This is a genomic window from Shinella granuli (genome assembly GCF_004341885.1).
Classification (GTDB): domain Bacteria; phylum Pseudomonadota; class Alphaproteobacteria; order Rhizobiales; family Rhizobiaceae; genus Shinella; species Shinella granuli.
Genome location: NZ_SLVX01000009.1, coordinates 17,790 through 38,768, shown reverse-complemented (window position 1 = coordinate 38,768; position 20,979 = coordinate 17,790). Strand labels below are relative to the sequence as shown.

18 protein-coding genes are annotated in these 20,979 nt (G+C 67.0%); 13 read left to right on the top strand and 5 right to left on the bottom strand.

Features of this window, described 5'->3' with window-relative positions; translation table 11 throughout:
* Window positions 1-16: 16 nt before the first annotated feature.
* Together EV665_RS15870 and alr are read right to left on the bottom strand one after the other, a co-directional pair.
* Complete coding sequence (locus tag EV665_RS15870) at window positions 17-1,267, bottom strand: D-amino acid dehydrogenase (RefSeq protein WP_133034828.1); 1,251 nt, start codon at window positions 1,265-1,267, stop codon at window positions 17-19.
* A gap of 27 nt (window positions 1,268-1,294) precedes the next feature.
* Window positions 1,295-2,428 carry an alanine racemase gene (alr, locus tag EV665_RS15865; RefSeq protein ID WP_133034827.1) on the bottom strand — a complete coding sequence of 378 codons (1,134 nt, stop codon included), beginning with the start codon at window positions 2,426-2,428 and terminating at the stop codon, window positions 1,295-1,297.
* 125 nt (window positions 2,429-2,553) lie between these two features.
* Between alr and EV665_RS15860 the strand changes: the two genes are divergently transcribed.
* Window positions 2,554-3,018 carry an Lrp/AsnC family transcriptional regulator gene (locus EV665_RS15860; RefSeq protein ID WP_064333838.1) on the top strand — a complete coding sequence of 155 codons (465 nt, stop codon included), beginning with the start codon at window positions 2,554-2,556 and terminating at the stop codon, window positions 3,016-3,018.
* Between the two features lie 15 nt (window positions 3,019-3,033).
* On the opposite strand, the gene EV665_RS15855 is transcribed toward EV665_RS15860, so the two are convergent.
* On the bottom strand, window positions 3,034-3,783 hold the full coding sequence (locus tag EV665_RS15855) for an IclR family transcriptional regulator (protein WP_133034826.1): 750 nt from the start codon (window positions 3,781-3,783) through the stop codon (window positions 3,034-3,036).
* Between the two features lie 270 nt (window positions 3,784-4,053).
* On the opposite strand from EV665_RS15855, the gene EV665_RS15850 reads away from it, so the two are divergent.
* Window positions 4,054-5,505, top strand: coding sequence for an APC family permease (locus tag EV665_RS15850; protein ID WP_133034825.1), 1,452 nt, complete (start codon window positions 4,054-4,056; stop codon window positions 5,503-5,505).
* 46 nt (window positions 5,506-5,551) lie between these two features.
* Complete coding sequence (locus EV665_RS15845; RefSeq protein ID WP_133034824.1) at window positions 5,552-7,030, top strand: aldehyde dehydrogenase; 1,479 nt, start codon at window positions 5,552-5,554, stop codon at window positions 7,028-7,030.
* 141 nt (window positions 7,031-7,171) lie between these two features.
* On the opposite strand, the gene EV665_RS15840 is transcribed toward EV665_RS15845, so the two are convergent.
* Window positions 7,172-8,584, bottom strand: coding sequence for a pyridoxal phosphate-dependent decarboxylase family protein (locus EV665_RS15840; RefSeq protein ID WP_133034823.1), 1,413 nt, complete (start codon window positions 8,582-8,584; stop codon window positions 7,172-7,174).
* 370 nt (window positions 8,585-8,954) lie between these two features.
* Between EV665_RS15840 and EV665_RS15835 the strand changes: the two genes are divergently transcribed.
* The 6 genes from EV665_RS15835 to EV665_RS15810 are packed head-to-tail and all read left to right on the top strand — an operon-like array spanning window position 8,955 to window position 14,726.
* Complete coding sequence (locus tag EV665_RS15835; RefSeq protein ID WP_064333841.1) at window positions 8,955-9,170, top strand: hypothetical protein; 216 nt, start codon at window positions 8,955-8,957, stop codon at window positions 9,168-9,170.
* A complete protein-coding gene (locus EV665_RS15830) occupies window positions 9,167-10,423 on the top strand; it encodes a Tm-1-like ATP-binding domain-containing protein (RefSeq protein WP_133034822.1) in 1,257 nt (418 codons plus the stop codon). The genes EV665_RS15835 and EV665_RS15830 overlap by 4 nt, the downstream gene beginning before the upstream one ends.
* A complete protein-coding gene (locus EV665_RS15825) occupies window positions 10,420-11,073 on the top strand; it encodes an HAD family hydrolase (RefSeq protein WP_133034821.1) in 654 nt (217 codons plus the stop codon). The genes EV665_RS15830 and EV665_RS15825 overlap by 4 nt, the downstream gene beginning before the upstream one ends.
* 11 nt (window positions 11,074-11,084) lie before the next feature.
* Window positions 11,085-12,452, top strand: a complete 1,368-nt coding sequence (locus EV665_RS15820; RefSeq protein ID WP_133034820.1) for an aspartate aminotransferase family protein — start codon at window positions 11,085-11,087, stop codon at window positions 12,450-12,452.
* Complete coding sequence (locus EV665_RS15815) at window positions 12,449-13,732, top strand: aspartate aminotransferase family protein (RefSeq protein ID WP_133034819.1); 1,284 nt, start codon at window positions 12,449-12,451, stop codon at window positions 13,730-13,732. Before EV665_RS15820 ends, EV665_RS15815 begins: the two co-directional genes overlap by 4 nt.
* 4 nt (window positions 13,733-13,736) lie before the next feature.
* Window positions 13,737-14,726 (top strand): phosphotransferase enzyme family protein, encoded by a 990-nt coding sequence (locus EV665_RS15810; protein ID WP_133034818.1) that lies wholly within the window; start codon window positions 13,737-13,739, stop codon window positions 14,724-14,726.
* Window positions 14,727-14,736: 10 nt separating this feature from the next.
* On the opposite strand, the gene EV665_RS15805 is transcribed toward EV665_RS15810, so the two are convergent.
* On the bottom strand, window positions 14,737-15,747 hold the full coding sequence (locus tag EV665_RS15805; protein ID WP_133034817.1) for a helix-turn-helix transcriptional regulator: 1,011 nt from the start codon (window positions 15,745-15,747) through the stop codon (window positions 14,737-14,739).
* 222 nt (window positions 15,748-15,969) lie between these two features.
* Here EV665_RS15805 and EV665_RS15800 point away from each other — a divergent pair, with 222 nt between their 5' ends.
* The 4 genes from EV665_RS15800 to napE all read left to right on the top strand — a co-directional run bounded on the left by EV665_RS15800 (window position 15,970) and on the right by napE (window position 20,973).
* Window positions 15,970-18,195 carry a TonB-dependent siderophore receptor gene (locus EV665_RS15800; protein ID WP_245507727.1) on the top strand — a complete coding sequence of 742 codons (2,226 nt, stop codon included), beginning with the start codon at window positions 15,970-15,972 and terminating at the stop codon, window positions 18,193-18,195.
* A 41-nt stretch (window positions 18,196-18,236) separates the two neighbouring features.
* Window positions 18,237-19,337 carry an ABC transporter substrate-binding protein gene (locus EV665_RS15795; RefSeq protein ID WP_133034816.1) on the top strand — a complete coding sequence of 367 codons (1,101 nt, stop codon included), beginning with the start codon at window positions 18,237-18,239 and terminating at the stop codon, window positions 19,335-19,337.
* A gap of 9 nt (window positions 19,338-19,346) precedes the next feature.
* Window positions 19,347-20,426 carry a siderophore-interacting protein gene (locus EV665_RS15790; RefSeq protein WP_133034815.1) on the top strand — a complete coding sequence of 360 codons (1,080 nt, stop codon included), beginning with the start codon at window positions 19,347-19,349 and terminating at the stop codon, window positions 20,424-20,426.
* A 379-nt stretch (window positions 20,427-20,805) separates the two neighbouring features.
* Window positions 20,806-20,973 carry a periplasmic nitrate reductase, NapE protein gene (napE, locus tag EV665_RS15785; protein ID WP_133034952.1) on the top strand — a complete coding sequence of 56 codons (168 nt, stop codon included), beginning with the start codon at window positions 20,806-20,808 and terminating at the stop codon, window positions 20,971-20,973.
* Window positions 20,974-20,979 lie beyond the last annotated feature (6 nt).

Below are 20,979 nucleotides of genomic sequence, written 5' to 3'. Positions count from 1 at the left end.
GCGATCGGCAAGGGCCTCAGGCGTAGCGGGCGACGGCAAGGTCGGTGGCGTCGATCTCCGGCTTCCGGCCGGAAACGAGGTCGGCGATGACGCGGGCCGAGCCGGAGCTCATCGTCCAGCCGAGCGTGCCGTGGCCGGTGTTGAGGAAGAGGCCGGCGACCCTGGTCGGGCCGATGACGGGCGTGCCGTCCGGCGTCATCGGGCGAAGACCGGACCAGAAGCTCGCCTTCGACACGTCGCCACCGGGGAAGAGGTCGGTGACGGAGTGCTGCAGCGTCAGGCGGCGCGGCTCGCCGAGATCGTTGGTGTAGCCGGAGATCTCGGCCATGCCGCCGACGCGGATGCGGTCGCCGAGCCGGGTGATGGCGATCTTGAAGGTCTCGTCCATCACGGTCGATTCCGGCGCGCGTGCGGGATCGGTGATCGGGATCGTCAGCGAATAGCCCTTGACCGGATAGACCGGCAGGCGGATGCCGTGCGGGCGAACGAGGAGCGGCGAGAAGCTGCCGAGCGCGACGACCACGGCATCGGCCGCGAGCACTCCATGGGCGGTGACGACGCCGCGCACGCGGCCGCCGTCCACGTCGAGCCCCCGGATGATGCTGCCATAGTTGAAGGTGACGCCGAGCGCCGCGGCCTTCGCCGCCAGCGCATTGGCGAACTTGAAGCAGTCGCCGGTCTCGTCCTTCGGCGTCAGAAGGCCGCCGACGATCTTTTCGCGCACATGTTTCAGCGCCGGTTCGACGCGGATGCAACCTTCGGGGTCGAGCACTTCATAGGGAATGCCGTCGGCGGCGAGCGCCTTGACGTCCTTGGCCGAGGCGTCGAGCTGGGCCTCGGTGCGGAAGAGCTGCAGCGTGCCCTGCATGCGCTCGTCATAGGTTATGCCGGTTTCCGCGCGCAGCGCGGCGAGCGAGATGCGGCTGTAGTCGGCAAGGCGCAGCATGCGGCTCTTGTTGAGGGCATAGCGGGCCGAGGTGCAGTTGCGCAGCATCTGCGTCATCCAGGAGAGCATGGCCATGTCGACCTTGGGGCGCAGGATCAGCGGCGCATGCTGCATGAACAGCCACTTCATTGCCTTCATCGGAATGCCGGGCGCGGCCCAGGGCGAGCAATAGCCGAAGGAGACCTCGCCGGCATTGGCAAAGCTCGTCTCCAGCGCCGGACCGGGCTGGCGGTCGACGACCGTGACCTCGTGGCCGGCGCGGGCAAGCTGGTAGGCCGAAGTGACGCCGACGATGCCGGCGCCGAGAACGATGACTTTCATGATGTCCTCATTGGGGAAGAGAATGGCTCAGCGGTACTGCCGCCGGTAGCGTTGGCCGAGGCCGGTCAGGATTTCGTAGGGAATAGTGCCGGCATCGCGCGCCACGTCCTCCAGGCTCTGATGCGGGCCGAGGATCTCGACGCGGCTGCCCAGGGCAAGGCGGCCCTCCGGCAGGGCGGAGATGTCGATCGTGATGCTGTCCATCGAAACGCGCCCGACGATGGGCAGGCGCACGCCGTCGCAAAAGGCGGCGCCCCGGCCCGAGAGGCTGCGGGGCAGGCCGTCGGCATAGCCCGCGGCGATGGTGGCAAGGCGCGCCGGGCCGGGCGTGACGTGGCTGGCGCCGTAGCCGACGCGCGTGCCGGTGGGTACGCTGCGGGTCTGCACCACGGCGACGTCGAGGCTGACCACCGGCTCCATCGGGTTCGCCCGGCCGGCAGTCGGCGCGCCGCCATAGAGCGCGATGCCGGGGCGGGCGAGCACGCCGTGATAGGCCTTGCCGAGAAAGATGCCACCCGAATTGGCAAAGCAGACGTCGAAGCCGGGAAATTCCGCCGCAACGCGCTCCATCTCGGCGCGCTGGTCTTCGTTCTGTTCGCTCTCCGCATCGTCGGCGGAGGCGAGGTGGCTCATCAGGAACAGGACGTCGATGCAGCCGCCGGCGCTGACGAGGCCGGCAAGCGCCGCGCGCTCCTCCGGCGGCACGCCGAGGCGCGACATGCCGGTGTCGAACTGCAGCACCGCCGGCAGCGTGCGGCCGAGGGTCTTCGCCATGCCGCTCCACGCGTGCCACTGTTCCAGCGAATTGACGACCGGCACGATGTTTTCGCGGGCGCAGGCGCTTTCGTTGCCGGGCTGCAGGCCGTTCAGCACGAAGACCGCGGCGTCGGCCGCCAGAAGGGGGCGCAGGCGAAGCGCCTCGACGAACTGCGCGACGAAGAAGTGGCGGCAGCCATGGGCGTAGAGTTTTTCTGCCACCCGGCCGGCGCCGAGCCCGTAGGCATCGGCCTTGACGACGGCCGCAGCGCGCGCCGGGGCGACCTCGGCGGCAAGCTTTTCATAGTTGCGGGCGAGTGCACCGAGATCGATGCCGAGATAACCCGATGCACCGTCGATCACGCTTGCTCCGCCAGTACTGTCCCGTTGTATGCCGCCGTCCATCCCAAGCCCCCTCAATTGCGCGAAGCCTAGTGAAACGATCGTGAAATTGCCGAGGAAACAGCGATTGATTGTTGCGTGAAAGCATGATTTTTGAACGAAACGACGACGATTTGGAATGATCTGCCATGGCCGCCCTCGACGCGATCGACCGTAACATCCTCCGGCTCCTGCGGCTCGATGCGCGCATGAGCAATGCCAGCCTTGCGGCCGATGTCGGCCTCTCCCCGTCCGCCTGCCTTCGCCGGATCAAGCTGATGGAGCAGGCGGGCGTCATTCGCGGCTACACGGCGCTGGTGGACACGTCGAATGTCGAGGCGAGCATCGCCGTCATCATCAACATCACGCTGGAGCGGCAGACGGAGGACCATCTCGACCGCTTCGAGGCGGCGGTGCGCAAGCATCCGGAAATCCGAGAATGTTTCCTGATGACGGGCGGTTCGGATTACCTGCTGCGCGTCGAGGTGGCCAATGCGGGCGAGTTCGAGCGCATCCACAAGGAAATCCTCTCGGCCATGCCGGGCGTCTCGCGCATCCATTCGAGCTTTGCGATCCGCAACGTGCTGGCGACGCGGCCGCGGGGGCGGCGATAGGCGGCACCCCGGGCGTCAGGTCCGGCCGCCGTAGTATTTCTCCGCGATGCCGCGGGCGGCGGCGGCGGCCTTCCGGCCGATCTCGTGCATGCGGGCCATGTCGGCGCGCGCGGTCGGCGCCGCCACCGCCAGCGCGCCCATCGGCCGCCCGCCGGGCGTGAGGATCGGCGCTGCGGCGCTGATGACGCCGATCTCGAAGCCCTGCTGGCTGATCGAATAGCCCCGCTCCACCGTTTCGCGCAGGAGCGTGCGCACGGCGTCCGCATCCGTGGCCGTATGGGCGGAAAAGCGCTCCAGCGGCCGCGCCAGCGCGCGGTCGATCTCACCGGGCGGAAGGAAGGCGAGATAGGCGAGCCCCGATGCGGTGGCGTGGAAGGGCAGCACGGCCCCGGGATCGACGATCACGCGGTGCGCCTGCGCGGAATCCTCCACATGGATGGTGGAGAGCCGCCCGCCGGAAAATTCCGACAGGTGCACCGTCTCGCCGGCCTCTTCCGCCAGCGCCTTGACGAAGGGGGCGGCCACGGCGACGAAGGGGAAACGCGCCTGGCGCAGGCGCGCCAGCCGGACGGGTGCCGCGCCGAGGCGGTAGCGGCGCGTCTCCTCGTCCTGTTCCACGAAGCCGTGTCTTTCCAGATCCACCAGGAAGCGTCGCGCCGTCGCCTTGTCGAGCGCGGAAAGCCGCGCGAGGTCGCTGAGGCCGATATCCTTGTCGAGTTCGGAAATCAGGTCGAGGAGGGAAAGGGCCTTTCCGATGGTGCTCATGCTGCGCTCCGCGGTGTTGTGTCTGTCGTCCCGCAAGGAGCCATTTTCCGCTGCCTGCCATTCCTGTTCCGCACGCTCGACCGGCCGAGATACTTAACATGAGAAATAACTTGACGGCGGAACTGGCTTTTGCAAATCTATAATTAAAATAACGGTTCAAATAATGAACCACAAGGAAAATGTTTCGTGGGAACCGCCGTCGCCTCGGCACGGCATCGGACAAGCGGCCGCCGGACGCGTGGGGGCGGCCGCCAGGATGGGAGCAAGATCATGACAGAACACAGCGTGCCGCCCGGCGGCGCGAACCAGTTGCGCAGGAACAGCCTTGGTGTCGGGGCGGTCACATTCCTCGTTGTCTCGGCGGCCGCGCCGCTGACGGCGGTTGCCGGCGGCGTGCCGCTGTCGATGATGCTGGGCAATGGTCCGGGCATTCCGCTGACCTTCGCCTTCGTGACGACGGTGCTGCTGCTCTTCGCTATCGGCTATGTCGCCATGGCCCGGCATATCAGCAATGCCGGCGCCTTCTATGCCTATACGGCGCAGGGTCTCGGTGGCCTTGCCGGCGGCGCCGCGGCGCTCGTCGCCATCCTCGCCTACAATGCCATGCAGATCGGCGTCTTCGGCCTGTTCGGCGCCGCCACGGCCGGCTTCCTCGCCGGCTACGGCTTCGACCTGCCGTGGTGGGTCTGGACCTATATCGGCATCGCGCTCGTCGCGGTCTTCGGCTATCGGCGGGTGGATTTTTCCGCCCGCGTGCTCGCCGTGCTCGTCGTGCTGGAATATCTCGTCGTGCTGGTCATCGACGCCGCCATTCTCATGAAGGGCGGCGACAGCGGCCTTTCCGCCGCGCCCTTCACGCCCTCGGCCTTCTTCTCGGGCACGCCGGCCATCGGCATCCTGTTCTGCTTTGCCGCCTTCATCGGCTTCGAGGCGACGACCATCTACAGCGAGGAAGCCCGCGAGCCGGAAAAGACCGTGCCGCGCGCCACCTACATCTCCGTGCTGATCATCGGCCTCTTCTACATGCTGACCTCCTGGCTGATGGTCAACGGCGCGGGCGTCGACAAGCTGGTGCCGGAAATCCAGGGCCTCGCCGACCCGACCACCTTCCTCTTCGGCCTGGCGGACCGCTATGTCGGCGGCGGCATCACCACCATCATGAGCATCCTCTTCATCACCAGCCTCTTTGCCGGCGTCGTCGCCTTCCACAACGGCGTCGCCCGCTATCTCTACGTCGCCGGCCGCGAGGGCCTGCTGCCCAGGGCGCTCGGTGTCACCCATCCGGTGTTCCAGAGCCCGCATGCCGGCTCGGTCGTGCAGACGGTGATCGCCGCCCTCGTCGTCGCGCTCTTCTCCTTCACGGGGCAGGATCCGGTGCTGGCGCTGTTCTCCTGGCTCACCAATGTCGGCACGCTGGCGATCATCCTTCTGATGGCGCTGACCGCCTTCTCCATCGTCGCCTTCTTCGGCCGCAATCCGGGCCTCGAAGGCAACCGCGTCGTCACGACGGTGCTGCCGGTTCTGACGGGCCTTATCCTCCTGGCGCTGGTCTTCTACATTGCCACGAATTTCGGCGCGCTGGCCGGGGCGGAGGGGGCGCTTGCCGTGTTCCTGCCGGGCCTCGTGCTGATCGCCGCGATCATCGGCCTCCTGTGCGCCCTGCGCCTGAAGGCGGGCGATGCCGGCGCCTTTGCCCGGCTCGGCGTCCGCCGGGAAGTGTGAGAATCCGGGTGGCGCTCCGGCGCCACCCGTCCTTCGAGGGAAGACCATGCAGGAAAAGATCGAAGCGCTCCGCAACCTCGCCGTCGCTCCGCAGGCGCTGTTCATAAACGGCATCTGGCAGGGCCCGGCGGATGGCGCGGTGCTGGATGTCGTCTCGCCCATCGACGGGCGCAGGCTGACGACCATCGCGGATGCCGGCGCGGAGGATGTCGACCGGGCGGTGAAGGCCGCCCGTGTCGCCTTCGAAAGGGGCCGCTGGGCGAAGGCAGTGCCGGCCGAGCGCAAGCGGGTGCTGCTGAGGATCGCCGAGCTGATCGACAAACATGCCCTGGAGCTCGCCGTGCTCGGCGTGCGCGACAACGGCACCGAGATTTCCATGGCGCTGAAGGCCGAGCCCGGCAGCGCCGCCGGCACGTTCCGCTATTACGGCGAGGCGATCGACAAGGTCTATGGCGAGATCGCGCCGACGGCCGGCGACGTCCTCGGCCTCGTCCACCGCGAGCCGGTCGGCGTCGTCGGTGCCATCGTGCCGTGGAATTTCCCGCTGATGATCGGCGCCTGGAAGATCGCCCCGGCGCTTGCCGCCGGCAATTCCGTCGTGCTGAAGCCGGCGGAGGCCGCATCGCTGACGCTGCTGCGCCTTGCCGAACTTGGCGCCGAGGCCGGGCTGCCGGAGGGCGTGCTGAACGTCGTGACAGGCCGTGGCGCGGTGGCCGGGGAGGCGATGGGCCTGCATCCGGATATCGACGTGCTGGTCTTCACCGGCTCGGGTCCCGTCGGCCGGCGCCTGCTCGAATATTCCGCGCGTTCCAACCTGAAGCGCGTCTATCTGGAGCTCGGCGGCAAGTCGCCGAACATCGTCTTCGCCGACGCGCCGGACCTTGACCGTGCGGCCAAGGTCTCGGCCTATGGCATCTTCCGCAATTCGGGGCAGGTCTGCGTGGCCGGCTCGCGGCTGCTCGTCGAGCGCTCCATCGCGGAGGAGTTTTCGCAGAAGGTGGCCGAAATCGCCGCCGCGATGACGGTCGGCGATCCGCTGCTGTTGACCACCGAGGCCGGCGCCGTCTCCAGCGAGGCGCAGCTCGGCAAGAATCTCGATTTTGCCGAACAGGCGCTTTCCGAGGGCGCCAAGCTGCGCACCGGCGGCAAACGTGTCTTTGCCGAGACCGGCGGCTTCTACATGAAGCCCACCGTCTTCGACGTCACGCCGGACATGACGCTCGCCCGCGAGGAGGTTTTCGGGCCGATCCTCTCCGTCATCCCCTTCGACAGCGAGGACGAGGCCTTGCGCATCGCCAATGGCACGGACTATGGCCTCGCCTCGGCCGTCTGGACCGCCAACCTGTCACGGGCGCATCGCATGGTGCGCGGTATCCGCGCCGGCGTCGTGCATGTCAACACCTATGGCGGGGCCGACAACACCGTGCCGCTCGGCGGCGTTCGCCAGTCCGGCAACGGGCACGACAAGTCCCTGCACGCGCTGGACAAATATCTCGACCTGAAGACGGCCTGGATCCAGCTCTAGGACCGATCGACATTCAGTCCGTGCCGGTCTGCAAATGGCGCTTTTCCGCGCTTCCGGTGCTCACGTACGTTCAGTACGCTGCGCTCCGGGTCGCGGAAAACCACCATTTTCGCCACGGCCTGAACTGAATGTCGATCGGTCCTAGGCGTCTTCCAGCGAGCGGGCGATTTCCGTGATGACCGTGAAGGCGGCGTCTGCGTCGTCGCGGGTCATCTCGAACTGGCCGGCCTGGAAGCGGATGGCGATGCGGCCGTCGACGCGGGTCTGCGTCAGGTAGATACGGCCGTCGTCGTTGATGGCGTTGACGAGGGCGATATTGTGCCGGTCGGCCTCCGCGCCGCCCTTGTGGCGGAAGGAGAAGAGCGAGAGCACCGGCTCGCTGACGATCTCGAAATCCGGCTCGCCGGCAAGACGCTCCGTCAGTTCCCTCGACCAGGCGACATGATTGCGGATCATTGTGCGCAGCCCTTCAAGGCCGTGGTAGCGCAGCAGGAACCACAGTTTCAGCGCACGGAAGCGGCGGCCGAGCGGCACGGACCATTCGGAATAGTTGATGATGCCGTCATGGCCGTGCGTCTTCAGGTATTCCGGCTGGATGGCGAGCGTGCGCACCTGGTCTTCCGGGCTGCGGATGAACTGCACCGAGCAGTCGAAATTGGCGCCGAGCCATTTGTGCGGGTTGAAGACGATGGAATCGGCCGCCTCGACGCCCTCCCAGAGATTACGGAATTCCGGGCAGATCATGGCCGAGCCCGCCCAGGCGGCATCGACATGCAGGTAGAGGCCATGCGCCTTGGCCACTGCCGCCACATCGCGGATCGGGTCGCAGGCGCCGATGGAGGTGCCGCCGGTGCAGGCGATGACGCCGGCCGGGATATGGCCGGCGGCACGATCCGCGTGGATCGCGGCATCGAGCGCCTCAGGGTCCATGCCGTTGAGGGGGCCCTTGGTCGGGATGCGCACGAGGTTCGCCTCGCCGATGCCGGCAATCCAGATCGCCCGGTCGATGGAGGTGTGCACCTGCTTCGACGCATAGACGCGAACCGCCCCGTGCGCCGCCAGCCCCTCGCTGTTCCCTTTCCAGCCGAGCGCCTTCTCGCGCATGACCAGCACGGCGGCGAGCGTCGCGGTGGAGGCGGAATCCTGGATGACGCCGGAAAAGCCCTCCGGCAGGCCGAGCGCCTGGCGCAGCCAGTCGACCACCCGCGTCTCAAGCTCGGTGGCGGCGGGCGAGGTCTGCCAGAGCATGCACTGGGCGGCGACGGAAGTGACGAGATAGTCGGCGATCACCGAAACGGGCGCGGCATTGGCCGGAAAATAGGCGAAGAAGCGCGGATGCTGCCAATGGGTGAGGCCATCGGGAATGATGCGCTCGAAATCCGCGAAGATCGCTTCCATCGCCTCGCCGTCTTCCGGGGGCGTACGGGCGATCTGCCGGGCGATATCGCCTGGCTTCGTCTGCGCCCGCACCGGCCGGTCACGCAGGCCCGCGCGGTAGTCTGCGCCCCAATCGGCGGCCGTTCGCGACCACTGGCGGAATTCTTCGCTGTCCATCTCTTGCTCCTGTCTGGCGCTACGCAGTTCTCGGTGTTCGTCCGTCGATTTGCAAGGCCCCTGAAGAGGTCCGCATCCCGAGCTTGCCGTGCGTGATTTCCGTGGCGTATCCGCGCGAACATATTTAACACGTTAATAGTGATTGGGTGCCTGTCAAGCCGGCGAAAGGGCATTGGCCGACGCGGCTGCGAGCGTCGCGGTTGCGGTGGTAAAACGTACTTGTCCGGTTCGTTATATGAACCAATGCTTCAAATATAGACTTGCAAACGGTTGTGCTTCCTGCCAAGTTAATTCGCATGTTAAGTATATGGGCCGCGACACCCGAGGAGCTGCTGCGGGCGGAGCCGGACTTGACGGGAGGAGAACGGAAATGCGCGTCGACGACATGGCCCGGATGCTGCGGGGGTCTTTGTCCACACCGGATATCGAGATGGAACTGACGCGGGCCGTGCCGGCCCGCTATCCTCCGGTGGGAGACCGGTTTTGCAGCGAGCCGGCATGTCGGGCCATGCGCGGGCCGGGTGCGCCTTCGGCGCAGGTCAGGCGCTTTGTCCCGCTGTTCATATCGAGGAGGAACGGTCGATGAGCGCGAACGCCCGTCTGCCCCATATTCTGGTGATCGGCACCGGCGATACCAAGAGCGAGGAGCTCCTGTTCATGGCCGATGTCATCGGCAAGGCCGGGGGCGTTCCCGTTCTGGTCGATGTCAGCGTGCTCGGCGACCCGCCCTATGTGCCGGACCATTCCAAGCGCGACATCGCCGCCGCGGCCGGCACCACCATGGAGGCGATCACCGGCAGCGGCGACGAGAACACCGCCATGGCGCTGATGGCAAAGGGCGCCGCGGCGCTGGTGCGCCGGCTTTCGGAGGCGGGAGAGGTGGACGGCATGATCGCGCTCGGCGGCTCGCTCGGCACCGATCTCGCCCTCGACGTCGCCGCCGTGCTGCCGCTCGGCGTGCCGAAGTTCATCGTCTCCACCATCGCCTATTCCCATCTCCTGCCGCCGGAACGCATCGCGCCCGACCTGATGATGATCCTGTGGGCCGGCGGGCTCTACGGCCTCAACCCGATCTGCCGGGCGGTGCTGTCGCAGGCTTCGGGCGCGGTCGTGGGCGCAGCCAAGGCCGGCGAGCGGCCCGGCCGTCAGCGCCCGCTGGTCGGTATGACCTCGCTCGGCTCCTCCTGCCTCAGCTACATGAAGCTGCTCAAGCCGGAGCTGGAGCGGCGCGGCTATGATGTCGCCGTGTTCCATTCCACCGGCATGGGCGGGCGCGCCTATGAGGCGGTGGCGGCGCAGCGGGGCTTTGCCGCCGTCTTCGATTTCTGCATCCAGGAGGTGACCAATGCGCAGAACGGCTCGATCGCCGTCTCCGGGCCGGACCGTTTGGAAAATGCCGGCCGCGCCGGCATTCCGCAGATCGTCGCGCCCGGCGCGGTCGACATGGTGGACATGCCCGCCTGGCAGGAGACGCCGGATCGCTTCGCCGGCCGGCCCTATCATGCGCACAACCGGCTGATCGCCTCCGTCACCGTCTCGCCCGATGAGCGCCGCGCGGTCGCCCGCGTCGTCGCCGCCAAGCTGGAGGGGGCGAGCGCCCCCGTCGCCTTCCTGCTGCCGACAAAGGGCATCCAGGAATGGGACCGGGAGGGCGAGCCGCTGCACGAACCGGACGGGCTGGAGGCCTTCCTCGACGAGATGCGCCGTGCCGTGCCGGCCTCCGTCGCCTTCGAGGAGGTCGATGCGCATATCAACGCCCCGGACTTTGCCGCGAGAGCACTGGAAATCTTCGACCGCTGGGTGGCCGAAGGCATCGTCGAAAAGGGACAGGCGGCATGACGGAAGCCAGGCGCGCATTGATCCTCGATTTCGGCGGCGTCGTCACCCGCACGCTGTTCGAAACGCATGACATCACCGAGCGGGCGCTCGGCCTGCCGGCCGGCACGCTGACCTGGCGCGGTCCCTTCGACCCGGCCAGCGATCCGCTCTGGCAGTCGATGCAAGCGCGAAAAATCACCGAGCGCGACTACTGGATGACGCGCACGCGGGAGGTCGGCGCGCTGCTCGGCGAGGACTGGACGGACATGAAGACCTTCGTGCAGCGGGCGCGCGGGGCCGATCCCGAACTCGTCCTGCGCCCCGAGGCGCGCGATGCGATCCTGAAAGCCAGGGCGGCCGGGCTGAAGCTCGCCATCCTCTCCAACGAGCTCGACCTTTTCTACGGCGAGAGCTTCCGCAGGCGCTTCCCGCTGATCGACCTTTTCGACGTCATCGTCGATGCGACATACACGAAGATCCTGAAGCCCGATCCGCGCGCCTATGAACAGGTGCTGGCGGAACTCGCTCTCAGCCGTGCCGACTGCGTCTTCGTCGACGACCAGAAGAAGAACATCGAGGGCGCGGCGGCCGTCGGCCTTCCCCATGTGCATTTCGACGTGACCCGGCCTGCCGAAGGTTATGCGCAGGCGCTGACCATGCTTGGACTTTGAAAGGATATCCCATGCGCGATTCCAACTTCCTGATCGAGAACAATGCCCGTCATCTCTGGCATCCCATGGCGCATCCAGCTGAAATGCAGGCCAAGCCCCCGCGCATCATCAATGCGGGCGAGGGCGTTTCGGTGGTGGATATCCATGGCAAGACGGTGCTGGATGCCGTCGGCGGCCTGTGGAACGTCAATCTCGGCTATTCCTGCGAGCCGGTGAAGAAGGCGATCCGCGACCAGCTCGACGAGCTGCCCTATTACTCCACCTTCCGCGGCACCACCAATTCGCCGCTGATCGAACTGTCCTATGAGCTGGCCGAATTCTTCAGGCAGGACGGGCTCACCCGCGCCTTCTTCACCTCGGGCGGCTCGGATTCCGTCGAGACGGCGCTGCGGCTCGCCCGCCAGTTCCACAAGATCAACGGCCAGCCGGAGCGCACCAAGTTCGTGGCGCTGAAGAAGGGCTACCACGGCACGCATTTCGGCGGCGCCTCGGTCAATGGCAATGCCAATTTCCGCCGCAACTACGAGCCGCTGCTGCCCGGCGTCTTCCACCTTGCCGCGCCCTATCCCTATCGCAACCCCTTCAACACGGCCGATCCGGCGGAGATCGCCCAGGCGATCGCCCGCCAGTTCGAGGACGAGATCGCCTTCCAGGGCGCCGACACCATCGCCGCCTTCATCATGGAACCGGTGCTCGGCGCCGGCGGCGTCATCGTGCCGCACGAGACCTTCATGCCGCTGATGCGCGCGATCTGCGACAGGCACGGCATCCTCCTCATCGCCGACGAGGTCATCACCGCCTTCGGCCGCACCGGGGCCTGGACCGGCTCGCGCGGCTTTGGCGTCAAGCCCGACATGATGACCACCGCCAAGGCGATCACCAACGGCTACTTCCCCTTCGGCGCGGTGATGATCGCGGACAAGGTCGCCGATACATTTGAAGCCAACAGGGATTCATTCGGCGCCATCGGCCATGGCTATACCTATTCCGGCCATCCGGTCGGCGCGGCGGCGGCGCTGGCGACGCTGAAGGAAACCGCCCGGATCGACACCGCCGCCAATGCTGCCGCGCGCGGCGCCGAGCTGATCGCCGGGCTGGAAGGCCTGAAGGCGAAGCACGAACTGGTCGGCGATGTGCGCGGCAAGGGGCTGATGGCCGCGCTGGAGCTCGTCTCCGACCGCCGGACGAAGAGCGCGGCTGCCAAGGACGTGGTGCAGAAGGTCTATGATGCCGCCTATGACGAGGGCGTGATGGTCCGCACGTCGGGCGCCAATGTCATCCTCTCGCCGCCGCTCGTCATCACGGCGGCCGATGTGCAGAAGATCGTCTCGGCGCTGGATGCGGGACTGTCGACGGCGCAGAGAGGGGTGTCGCCATGACCGATGCGCAGGCCCTGCGCGCCCGCCGCGAGCGGCTGCTCGGCCGCAACATGTCGCTCTTCTACGATGACCCGGTGCATCTGGTGAGGGGCGAGGGCGTCTGGCTGTGGGATGCGGACGGGCGGCGGTATCTCGACTGCTACAACAATGTGCCGCATGTCGGCCATTGCCATCCGCGGGTGGTCGAGGCGATCTGCCGGCAGGCGTCGATGCTCAACACCCACACGCGCTACCTGCACGAAGGCATTCTCGACTATGTCGAACGGCTGACGGCGACCTTCGACAGGAGCCTCGACACGGCGATCCTCACCTGCACCGGCAGCGAGGCCAACGACGTGGCCCTGCGCATGGCGCAGGCGGTGACCGGCCGGACGGGCGTCATCGCCACCGACTTCACCTATCACGGCAACACGACGGCGGTCTCTCAGCTCTCGACGCGCATGCCGCCGGTCGGCGGTTATGGTGGGCATGTACGCCTTGTGCCGGCGCCGGATGCCTATCGTCCGCTCGGCGGAGAGGGCGGTAAGGCCTTCGCCGAGGCCTGGGCCGCCACGGTGGAGGCGGCGATCGCCGCGCTGCAGGAAAGCCCGTTCGGCTTTTCCGCGCTGATCATCGACCCCTTCTTCGCCAATGAGGGTTTTCCGGACCTGCCGGAGGATTTCCTCGCGCCCGCCGTCGCGGCTGTCAGGAAGGTCGGAGGCCTTGTCATCTGCGACGAGGTGCAGCCCGGTTTCGGCCGCACCGGCACGCATTTCTGGGGGCATCAGAAGGCCGGCATCCTCCCCGATATCGTCACCCTCGGCAAGCCGATGGGCAACGGCCATCCGGTCGGCGGTGTCGTCGCGGCGTCCGAGATGCTGAATGCCTTCCGCAAGGCGTTCCGCTACTTCAACACCTTCGGTGGCAATCCGGTCTCCTGCGCGGCGGCCATGGCCGTTCTCGACGTGCTGGAGGAAGAGAAGCTGCAAGAGAATGCGCTTCATGTCGGCGCCTATGCCCGCGAGGGTCTGCGGAAGCTGGCGGACAAGCATACGCTGATCGGCAATGTGCGCGGCAGCGGCCTGTTCTTCGGCGCGGAGCTGGTGCTCGACCGGCAGGAAAAGACGCCCGCCTCGGACATCGCCACGCGGGTGACCAACGGCATGCGCGAGCGCGGCGTCTTGATGGGCAAGCTCGGCATCCACCAGAACGCCACCAAGATCCGCCCGCCCATGCCCTTCTCCCGGGAGAATGCCGACCTGATGCTGGCGGTGCTCGACGATGTGCTGAGCGGGCTGTGACGCGATGGATGACATGATCGCAGCCCTGACGGCCCGCGCGGCGGGCGCCCTAGTCCATTGGAACCTGCCGGACCAGGTGCCCGAACTCTTGAAATACCGCGAGAACGCGGTCTTCAAGGTTCACCTGCGCGACGGCCGGCCGGCGGCCTTGCGGCTGCACCGCCCGGCCTATCATTCGCCGGCGGCGCTCGCCTCGGAACTCGTCTTCATGGCGGCGCTGCGTGAAAAGGGCATCGCCGTGCCGCTGCCCATCGCCACGGCGGACGGCGGCCTGCTTGCCGCCTTGCCGTCCCCGGCGGCGGCCGAACGACACTATGCCGACCTGATCGACTGGATGGAGGGCGAGCCGCTCGGCGATACGGGCGCTCCGCTTCCCCGGAGCGGCCGGGATTTGCCGGCGCTCTTTCGCGCCATCGGCCGGGAGATGGCGCGCCTGCACGATGCGGCCGATGCCTTCTTGCGGCCGGCCGGGTTCGAGCGCCCGGCCTGGGATGTCGAGGGGTTGCTGGGCGAAGCGCCCTTCTGGGGCCGGTTCTGGGATTGCCCGGTCATCACGCCGGTGCAGCGGGACGCCCTGGCGCGCCTGCGCGCCCATCTCCTGCCGCGGCTTTCGGCGCTGGCGCCGGGGCTGGACTACGGCCTGATCCATGCCGACCTGGTGCGCGAGAATGTCTTCGTGGCGGGAGGCGCCGTCGCCTTCATCGATTTCGACGATTGCGGCTTCGGCTTCCGGTTGTTCGACCTGGCGACCGCGCTGCTGCGCAACCGGCATGAACCCGACTATCCGCAATTGCGTACGGCCCTGCTGGAAGGCTATGCCGCCGTCCGGCCGCAGGCGGAGGCGGAATTCCGGCACCTGCCGCTGTTCCTGCTGCTGCGCGCGCTCACCTATATCGGCTGGGCGGCGGCGCGGCCGGAGCTTCCGGACAATCCCGCGCGCCTGCAGCGCTATCTTGGCGACACGGAAACGCTTGCGAGGGAACTCGGCCTTTGACGGCAGCCCGTCAGCGCGGATCGGCCTTGCGCAAGGCCGTCGGCACGATGCCGAAGCGGCGGCGGAAGGCGGTGGCGAAATTGGCGGCGCTGGTATAGCCGGCGATGGCGCTCGCCTCCTGCACGGTGACGTTTTCCTGGTCGAGGGCGGCAAAGGCGCGCTCCAGCCGGATATTGCGCACATAGTCGAAGACGCTGCGGTTTTCCGCGACGCGGAACAGGCGTTGCAGGCCGCTCGCGCTGATGCCGGCCTCGCGCGCGATCGTTTCCACGCTCAGCGCCTCGGTGGCGCGGGCCGCGATGAAGTCCCGGGCGCGGCTGAGGCAGATCGCGTCCTGCCGGCTCAGCAGCGTGCCGCCCGCCCCGCGCCGGTCGGCCTGCAGCACCGCCGCCATCGTCTCCGCCACGAGCTCGACGGCGCGGCCTTCGAGATAGAGGTCGCGCAGTTCGGGAATGAGCGGCGAGGGGCTGAAGATCTGCCGCACCAGCTCCATCATGCGCGGCGTCAGCGTCCAGCGGTGCTCGCTGAGGTGATCGCGCAGCAGCCGCGCGCCGCCCGTCGTATCCGCCACGGCTTCCAGCGCGTCGCGGTGCAGCCATTCCGGCGTTGCGGAGACCACGAGATGGCGCAGGTGCTGGCCGCCGCGCGAGGCGCGTTCGAAATTCTCCGGGCAGGCATTCATGATCGCAACGCCGCGCACCGCGCTGCGGTCCGCCTGGAAGGCAAAGCGGCGGCCGCCGATCGAAAGATCGACGCTGCCCTCCAGGAAGAAGATGCAGGAAAGCTCCTCCGGCAGGAGCGAGGTGGCCGTGAAGGCCCGCTCCTCGATCGCGTCGCTGACATGCAGGACGAGGCCGCGACGCAGCTCCCTGTGCAGGAACTCGCCCTTCATCAGTGTGTCGTCGGGCGAAAGCCGGTCGTCGGGGCTGTCGAAGGCGATGCCCTCGTGGCGCAGGAAATCGCGCACACGCACGCGGCCCCCCTTGCCCTCGTTTCCGGCGTTGCCAGGTGCGGCCGCCATCCCCTGTCCTTCACTGTTCCGGTCACCGGCATTGCGCAGGATGACCCGTTATTGGTGATCGAATTCCGGCACTGCGCGGAGATTTGCCGGTGCGCAAAGGCATCTGCGCGGTGCGCAAAGGTGCCGACATTGTCCGTCGTGCAAGTGTTGCCCTAGAGATAGCTTAACTTGATTTAAGAGGTCAAGTTTAGGAAAAGGCTATCGGACGGTGGGACCGCGATCATGAGATTGGCAGAAGAGACGGTGATGGGAGCAACGGAGAGGGCGGGGCGCGCGATCTGGCACAGGCGCCTGTGGCTGGCCGCGACCGTGGCGCTGGCCGGGCTTGCCGGCCCGGCACAGGCGCAGGAGGCCGGCACAACGGCGCTCCAGACGATCACCGTCGAGGGCGGCGAGGACAACCCGAAGGGGCCGGACCAGGGCATCGTCGCAAAGCGCAGCCTCAGCGCCTCCAAGACGGACACGTCCCTGCTCGAAACGCCGCAGGCGGTCAGCGTCGTCACGCGCGACCAGATGGATGCGCAGGGCGTGAACACGGTCGCCGAGGCGCTGCGCTATACGCCGGGCGTGCATCCGGACCCGAACGGCTACGACATCCGCTACGACTGGCTCTATATCCGCGGCTTCAACGCTTATGGCACGATGTGGCTCGACGGGCTCATTCTGCCGGGCGACCCGAGCAACTATGCGACGCCGAGCGTCAATGCCTTCGCGCTGGAACGCATCGACGTCATCAAGGGGCCGGCCTCCGTGCTCTACGGCAGCACCGTGCCGGGCGGCCTCATCAACCAGGTGAGCAAGCGCCCGCAGGCGACGGCGCACAACGAGGCGGGCCTCCAGACCTCCTCGCATGGCGGCGTGCAGGCGACGCTCGACATGACCGGCCCGCTGACCGAGGACGGCGACTGGCTCTACCGCCTCGTCGCGCTTGGCAAGAACATGGGCAGTCAGGTCGACCGGGAACGGGAGAAGCAGTTGATGCTGGCGCCGAGCCTCACCTGGTCGCCCACCGACCAGACCACGCTCACGCTCTACGGCTATTACCAGAAGGACCGCCCGACCTTCAGCCCGCGCTTCTACCCCGCCGTCGGCACGCTGATCGACAATCCGACCGCCCGCGTGCCGCGCGACATCTATCTCGGCGATCCCAACGCGGATGTCTTCGACCGGGACTTCTACGCCCTCGGCTATGAATTCGAGCACGAGTTCAACGAAACCTTCACGGTGCGGCAGAACCTGCGCTACAGCCGCTCCGACCAGAACATGTTCCTCGTCCTCGTCAACCCGGCCTTCGCCTGGCAGCCGGACGGGCACACGCTCAACCGCGCCTCGGCGATCTCCGACGACCGGGTCTCGGCCTTCAATGTCGACACGCAGCTCGAAGCCCGCTTCGATACCGGCGCGCTCGACCACACGATGCTCTTCGGCCTCGATTACCTGAAGGCGACGTCCTCCACCAATTTCGGCAATGCCGTCGCCGGCGTGCCGCCGCTCGACCTCCTCGACCCGCGCTACGGCGAGGTGGACATCCCCGTGCCGGCCATCCAGCGCTCCGGCCTGCAGGAGCAGCAGCAGCTCGGCTTCTACATGCAGGACCAGATCCGCTACGACAACTGGGTGGGCACCTTCGGCCTGCGCTACGACCTGTCCGAGATCGACAGCACGAACCGCCTTGCTGGCACGCCGACCGTGACGACGCGGGACCGGGAGCTGACCTGGCGCGCGGGCCTCACCTATCTCTTCGACAACGGCCTTGCGCCCTATGCCAGCTATGCGACCTCGTTCCTGCCGACGCTCGGCACGGACCGGGACGGCAACCCCTTCCGGGCGCAGACGGCCGAGCAGTATGAGATCGGCCTGAAATACGAGCCCCCAGGCGGCCGCGGCATGATCACCGCCTCGCTCTTCGACCTGACGCTCGACAACGCCCTGACGCCGGACCCGGCCGATATCCTGTTCGACGTGCAATCTGGCCGCCAGCGGGTGCGTGGCCTTGAGATCGAGGGCAAGTATGAGCTGACGCCGGAGCTCGACCTTCTCGCCGCCTATGCCTATTCCCATTCGGAAGTGCTGAAGTCCAACAATCCCGTCGAGCTCGGCCGTGAGGTGCTGCGCCTGCCCGAGCATCAGGGCAGCGTCTGGCTCAGTTATCGGCCGGCCTTCGCAGAGGGGCTGACGCTCACCGCGGGCGTGCGGGCCATGTCCTCCTACCAGACGGACAGCACCTACAAGGCGGAACTGCGCATTCCCGGCCGGGCGCTCGTCGATATCGGCGCGGAATACGATTTCGGCGCCATCGACAAGGATTTTTCCGGCACGAAGCTTCGGGTCAACGTCACCAATCTGTTCGACAAGGAGTACGTCTCCCATTGCCTCAACAGCACCGGTGGAAGCTGTAACTACGGCGCGGGCCGCGCCATCACCGCGAGCCTGAAATATTCGTGGTGAGCGCCTCGCATCGAACCGGGACGAGGGGAGGGGGCGCCGGCTTGCCGGCGGCCCTCTGTCGGCTGTCGCTGCTGTTGCTGCTGGCGTTTCCGGCCTTCGCCTTGCCGGCGCGGGCCGAGATCCTGCTGTCGGATGCCGCCGGGCGCAGCGTGCGCCTTGCTGAGCCGGCGCGCCGCATCGTCACGAACGAAAGCCTGCTGCTCCTCTCGCTCGCCCTTGTCGATCCCGATCCCGTCGCGCGCATCGCCGGCTGGGCCGCGCCGCAGCGCATCGATCGCGGCATGTACGAGGCCTATCGCCGGCGCTTCCCTGATATCGACGCCGTTCCCACCGTCGGCGCCGTGCTGCCGGGGAAGACATCCGTCGAGGCGATCCTCTCGGTCAAGCCGGACCTTTTCGTCGTCTCCATCTGGGAGAGCGGCTGGACGGAGGCGGCCGCGACGCTGGAGGCGGCGGGCGTGCCCGTCCTCTTCCTCGACGGGCCGGTGAACGACGACAAGGGGCCGGCGGAAACGACCGCCTTCTCCGTCACACTGCTTGCCGCCGCCATTGGCCAGGAGGCGAAGGGCAGGGCGTTCGGCGATTTCCTGCAGGAACGCTACCGGCGCATCACGGAGCGCACGGCCAGGGCGAAGCCGGTTTCCGTGCTGGTCGATGCCCATGCGGGGGCCACCTGCTGCTCGACGCCCGGCAAGGGCAATCGCATGACGGACTATCTGCGGCTTGCGGGCGGCGAGAGCATCGGCGCGGATGTGCCGGGCTATGACGGCCAGCTCAGCCCAGAATTCGTGCTCGGCGCGGATCCCACGGTCTATATCGCCACCGGCGGCCCGCATCTTGCCGCCCAGGGCGGCCTCGTGCTCGGCGGCGATGTCGATGCCGAAAGCGCGCGCGGATCCTTCCGGGATATTCTCGGCAAGGGCCTGCGCGACGGGCTGACGGCGGTGCAGCAGGGCCGGGCGCATGCGGTGTCGCACCAACTGTCGATCTCGGTTCTCAACATCCTCGTCTTCGAATGTTTCGCGAAGTGGATGCACCCTGATCTCGTCGCGGATGTCGATCCCGCCAAGACGCTCGCCGAGATCAACGACCGTTTCCTGGCGGTGCCGCTGGAGGGCACCTTCTGGATCGACGCGCAATAGGAAAGAGACATGCACGCAAGACAGTACACCGCCCGGGCGCGGATCGCCCTGCGCAACCCCGCTCCCGTCATCGCGGAATTCTGCGATCATATGCAGGAACACAATGCGGAGGTGAGCGAGGGGCCGACCGGCCCGCTGCTTCGACTCGGGAGCATCCGCGCGCAGTTCTCGCGCGAGGGCGAGGCGACGCTGGTCGATGTCGCCGCGCCGGATCTCGAAGGGCTCTATCTCGCCCGCATGGCCGTCGCCTCGCATATCCTGGAATTTGCCGGCGACGATCCGCCGGCCATCACCTGGACGGGCGATGGCGAGGAGATCGTCCGCCCGCCGAACTTCCAGATCCTTCAGGTCGTCGCCTGCCGGACGCTGACGCCGCACATGCGCCGCCTGACGCTGTCCGGCGAAAACGTCGCGCGGTTCGCCGGGCTCGACGCGCTGCACCTCAATCTCATGGTGCAGCGGCCGGAGGCGGGAGAGCCGCAATGGCCGCATGTCGGCGCGAACGGGGTGATCGCCTGGGAAAAGCCCGAGCTGCGCCCGCTGATGCGCAAATATACGGTGCGCTCCGTCGATCTGGCCGCCGGCACGCTCGATATCGATTTCGTGCTCCATGCGGATGCAGGTCCCGGCTCCGGCTTTGCGGCGGCCGCGGCGGTCGGCGACCGGGTCGGCGTGGTCGGCCCCGGCGGCGGCGGCCTCGTTGCGGCCGACTGGTATCTTTTCGCCGGCGACGAGACGGCGCTGCCGGCCGTCGCCCGCATGTTGGAAAACCTGCCGGCGGGCGCACGCGGCCGGGTCTTCATCGAGGTCGCGGATGCCGGCGAGGTCCAGGCCCTTGCGCCGCCGCCCGCGATCGCCGTCGAATGGCTGTTCCGCGATGGCCGGCCGCCGGGCAGCACGAGCCTGCTGATCGATGCCGTGCGGTCCGTGGCATTCCCGATGGACGGCGAGGCCGTCTATGTCTGGGCGGGCTGCGAGTTCGAAGCGTTCCGGGCGATCCGCAGCTTCGCGCGGCAGGAAAGGCGCCTTTCCAACACCGAGCACCTCGTCGTTTCCTACTGGCGTTGCGGGCGCGCGGAAGAGGACTGACGGACGCGCAACGGCGAATGAGGGGCGGCATCGGCCTTTCGCCCGCCGGCAGATGCTTGTCGGCGAGGAGGCGTGACGGTGCGTGGTCGATGAAGACCGGCGCTCCGGTTGCCGATGAATAGTTTTCTTTCGGAGATGATGATTCTCTAATATTTCTCCGTCGTGATCGGCTGCTATTCCGTATTTTTGGATTATTTTAGACGAAGTTCTTTCAATCGTTATATTCTATTGAATACAACGGCAATTGATGTTGCGCAAATATATACTTGATTAAAATAGAAAAGTTTAATTCACTTTATTTTCAGCGGGGCAATGCTAGTATTACGACAATGAATGGTATCGGAGGACGTATACCTTGTCTGAGGTCGCCCCGGAACAACTGACGCCGCAAAGGCCCGGATCGCGTCGGCGGCGGGAGCTCATCACGTTCTTTGTCCTTGCTTTCGGCATCTGGCCGATCGTCGCCGTCGGTGTCGTCGGCGGCTATGGTTTCCTCGTCTGGATGTTCCAGATCCTCTATGGCCCGCCGGGCCCGCCCGGGCATTGAGGGGAA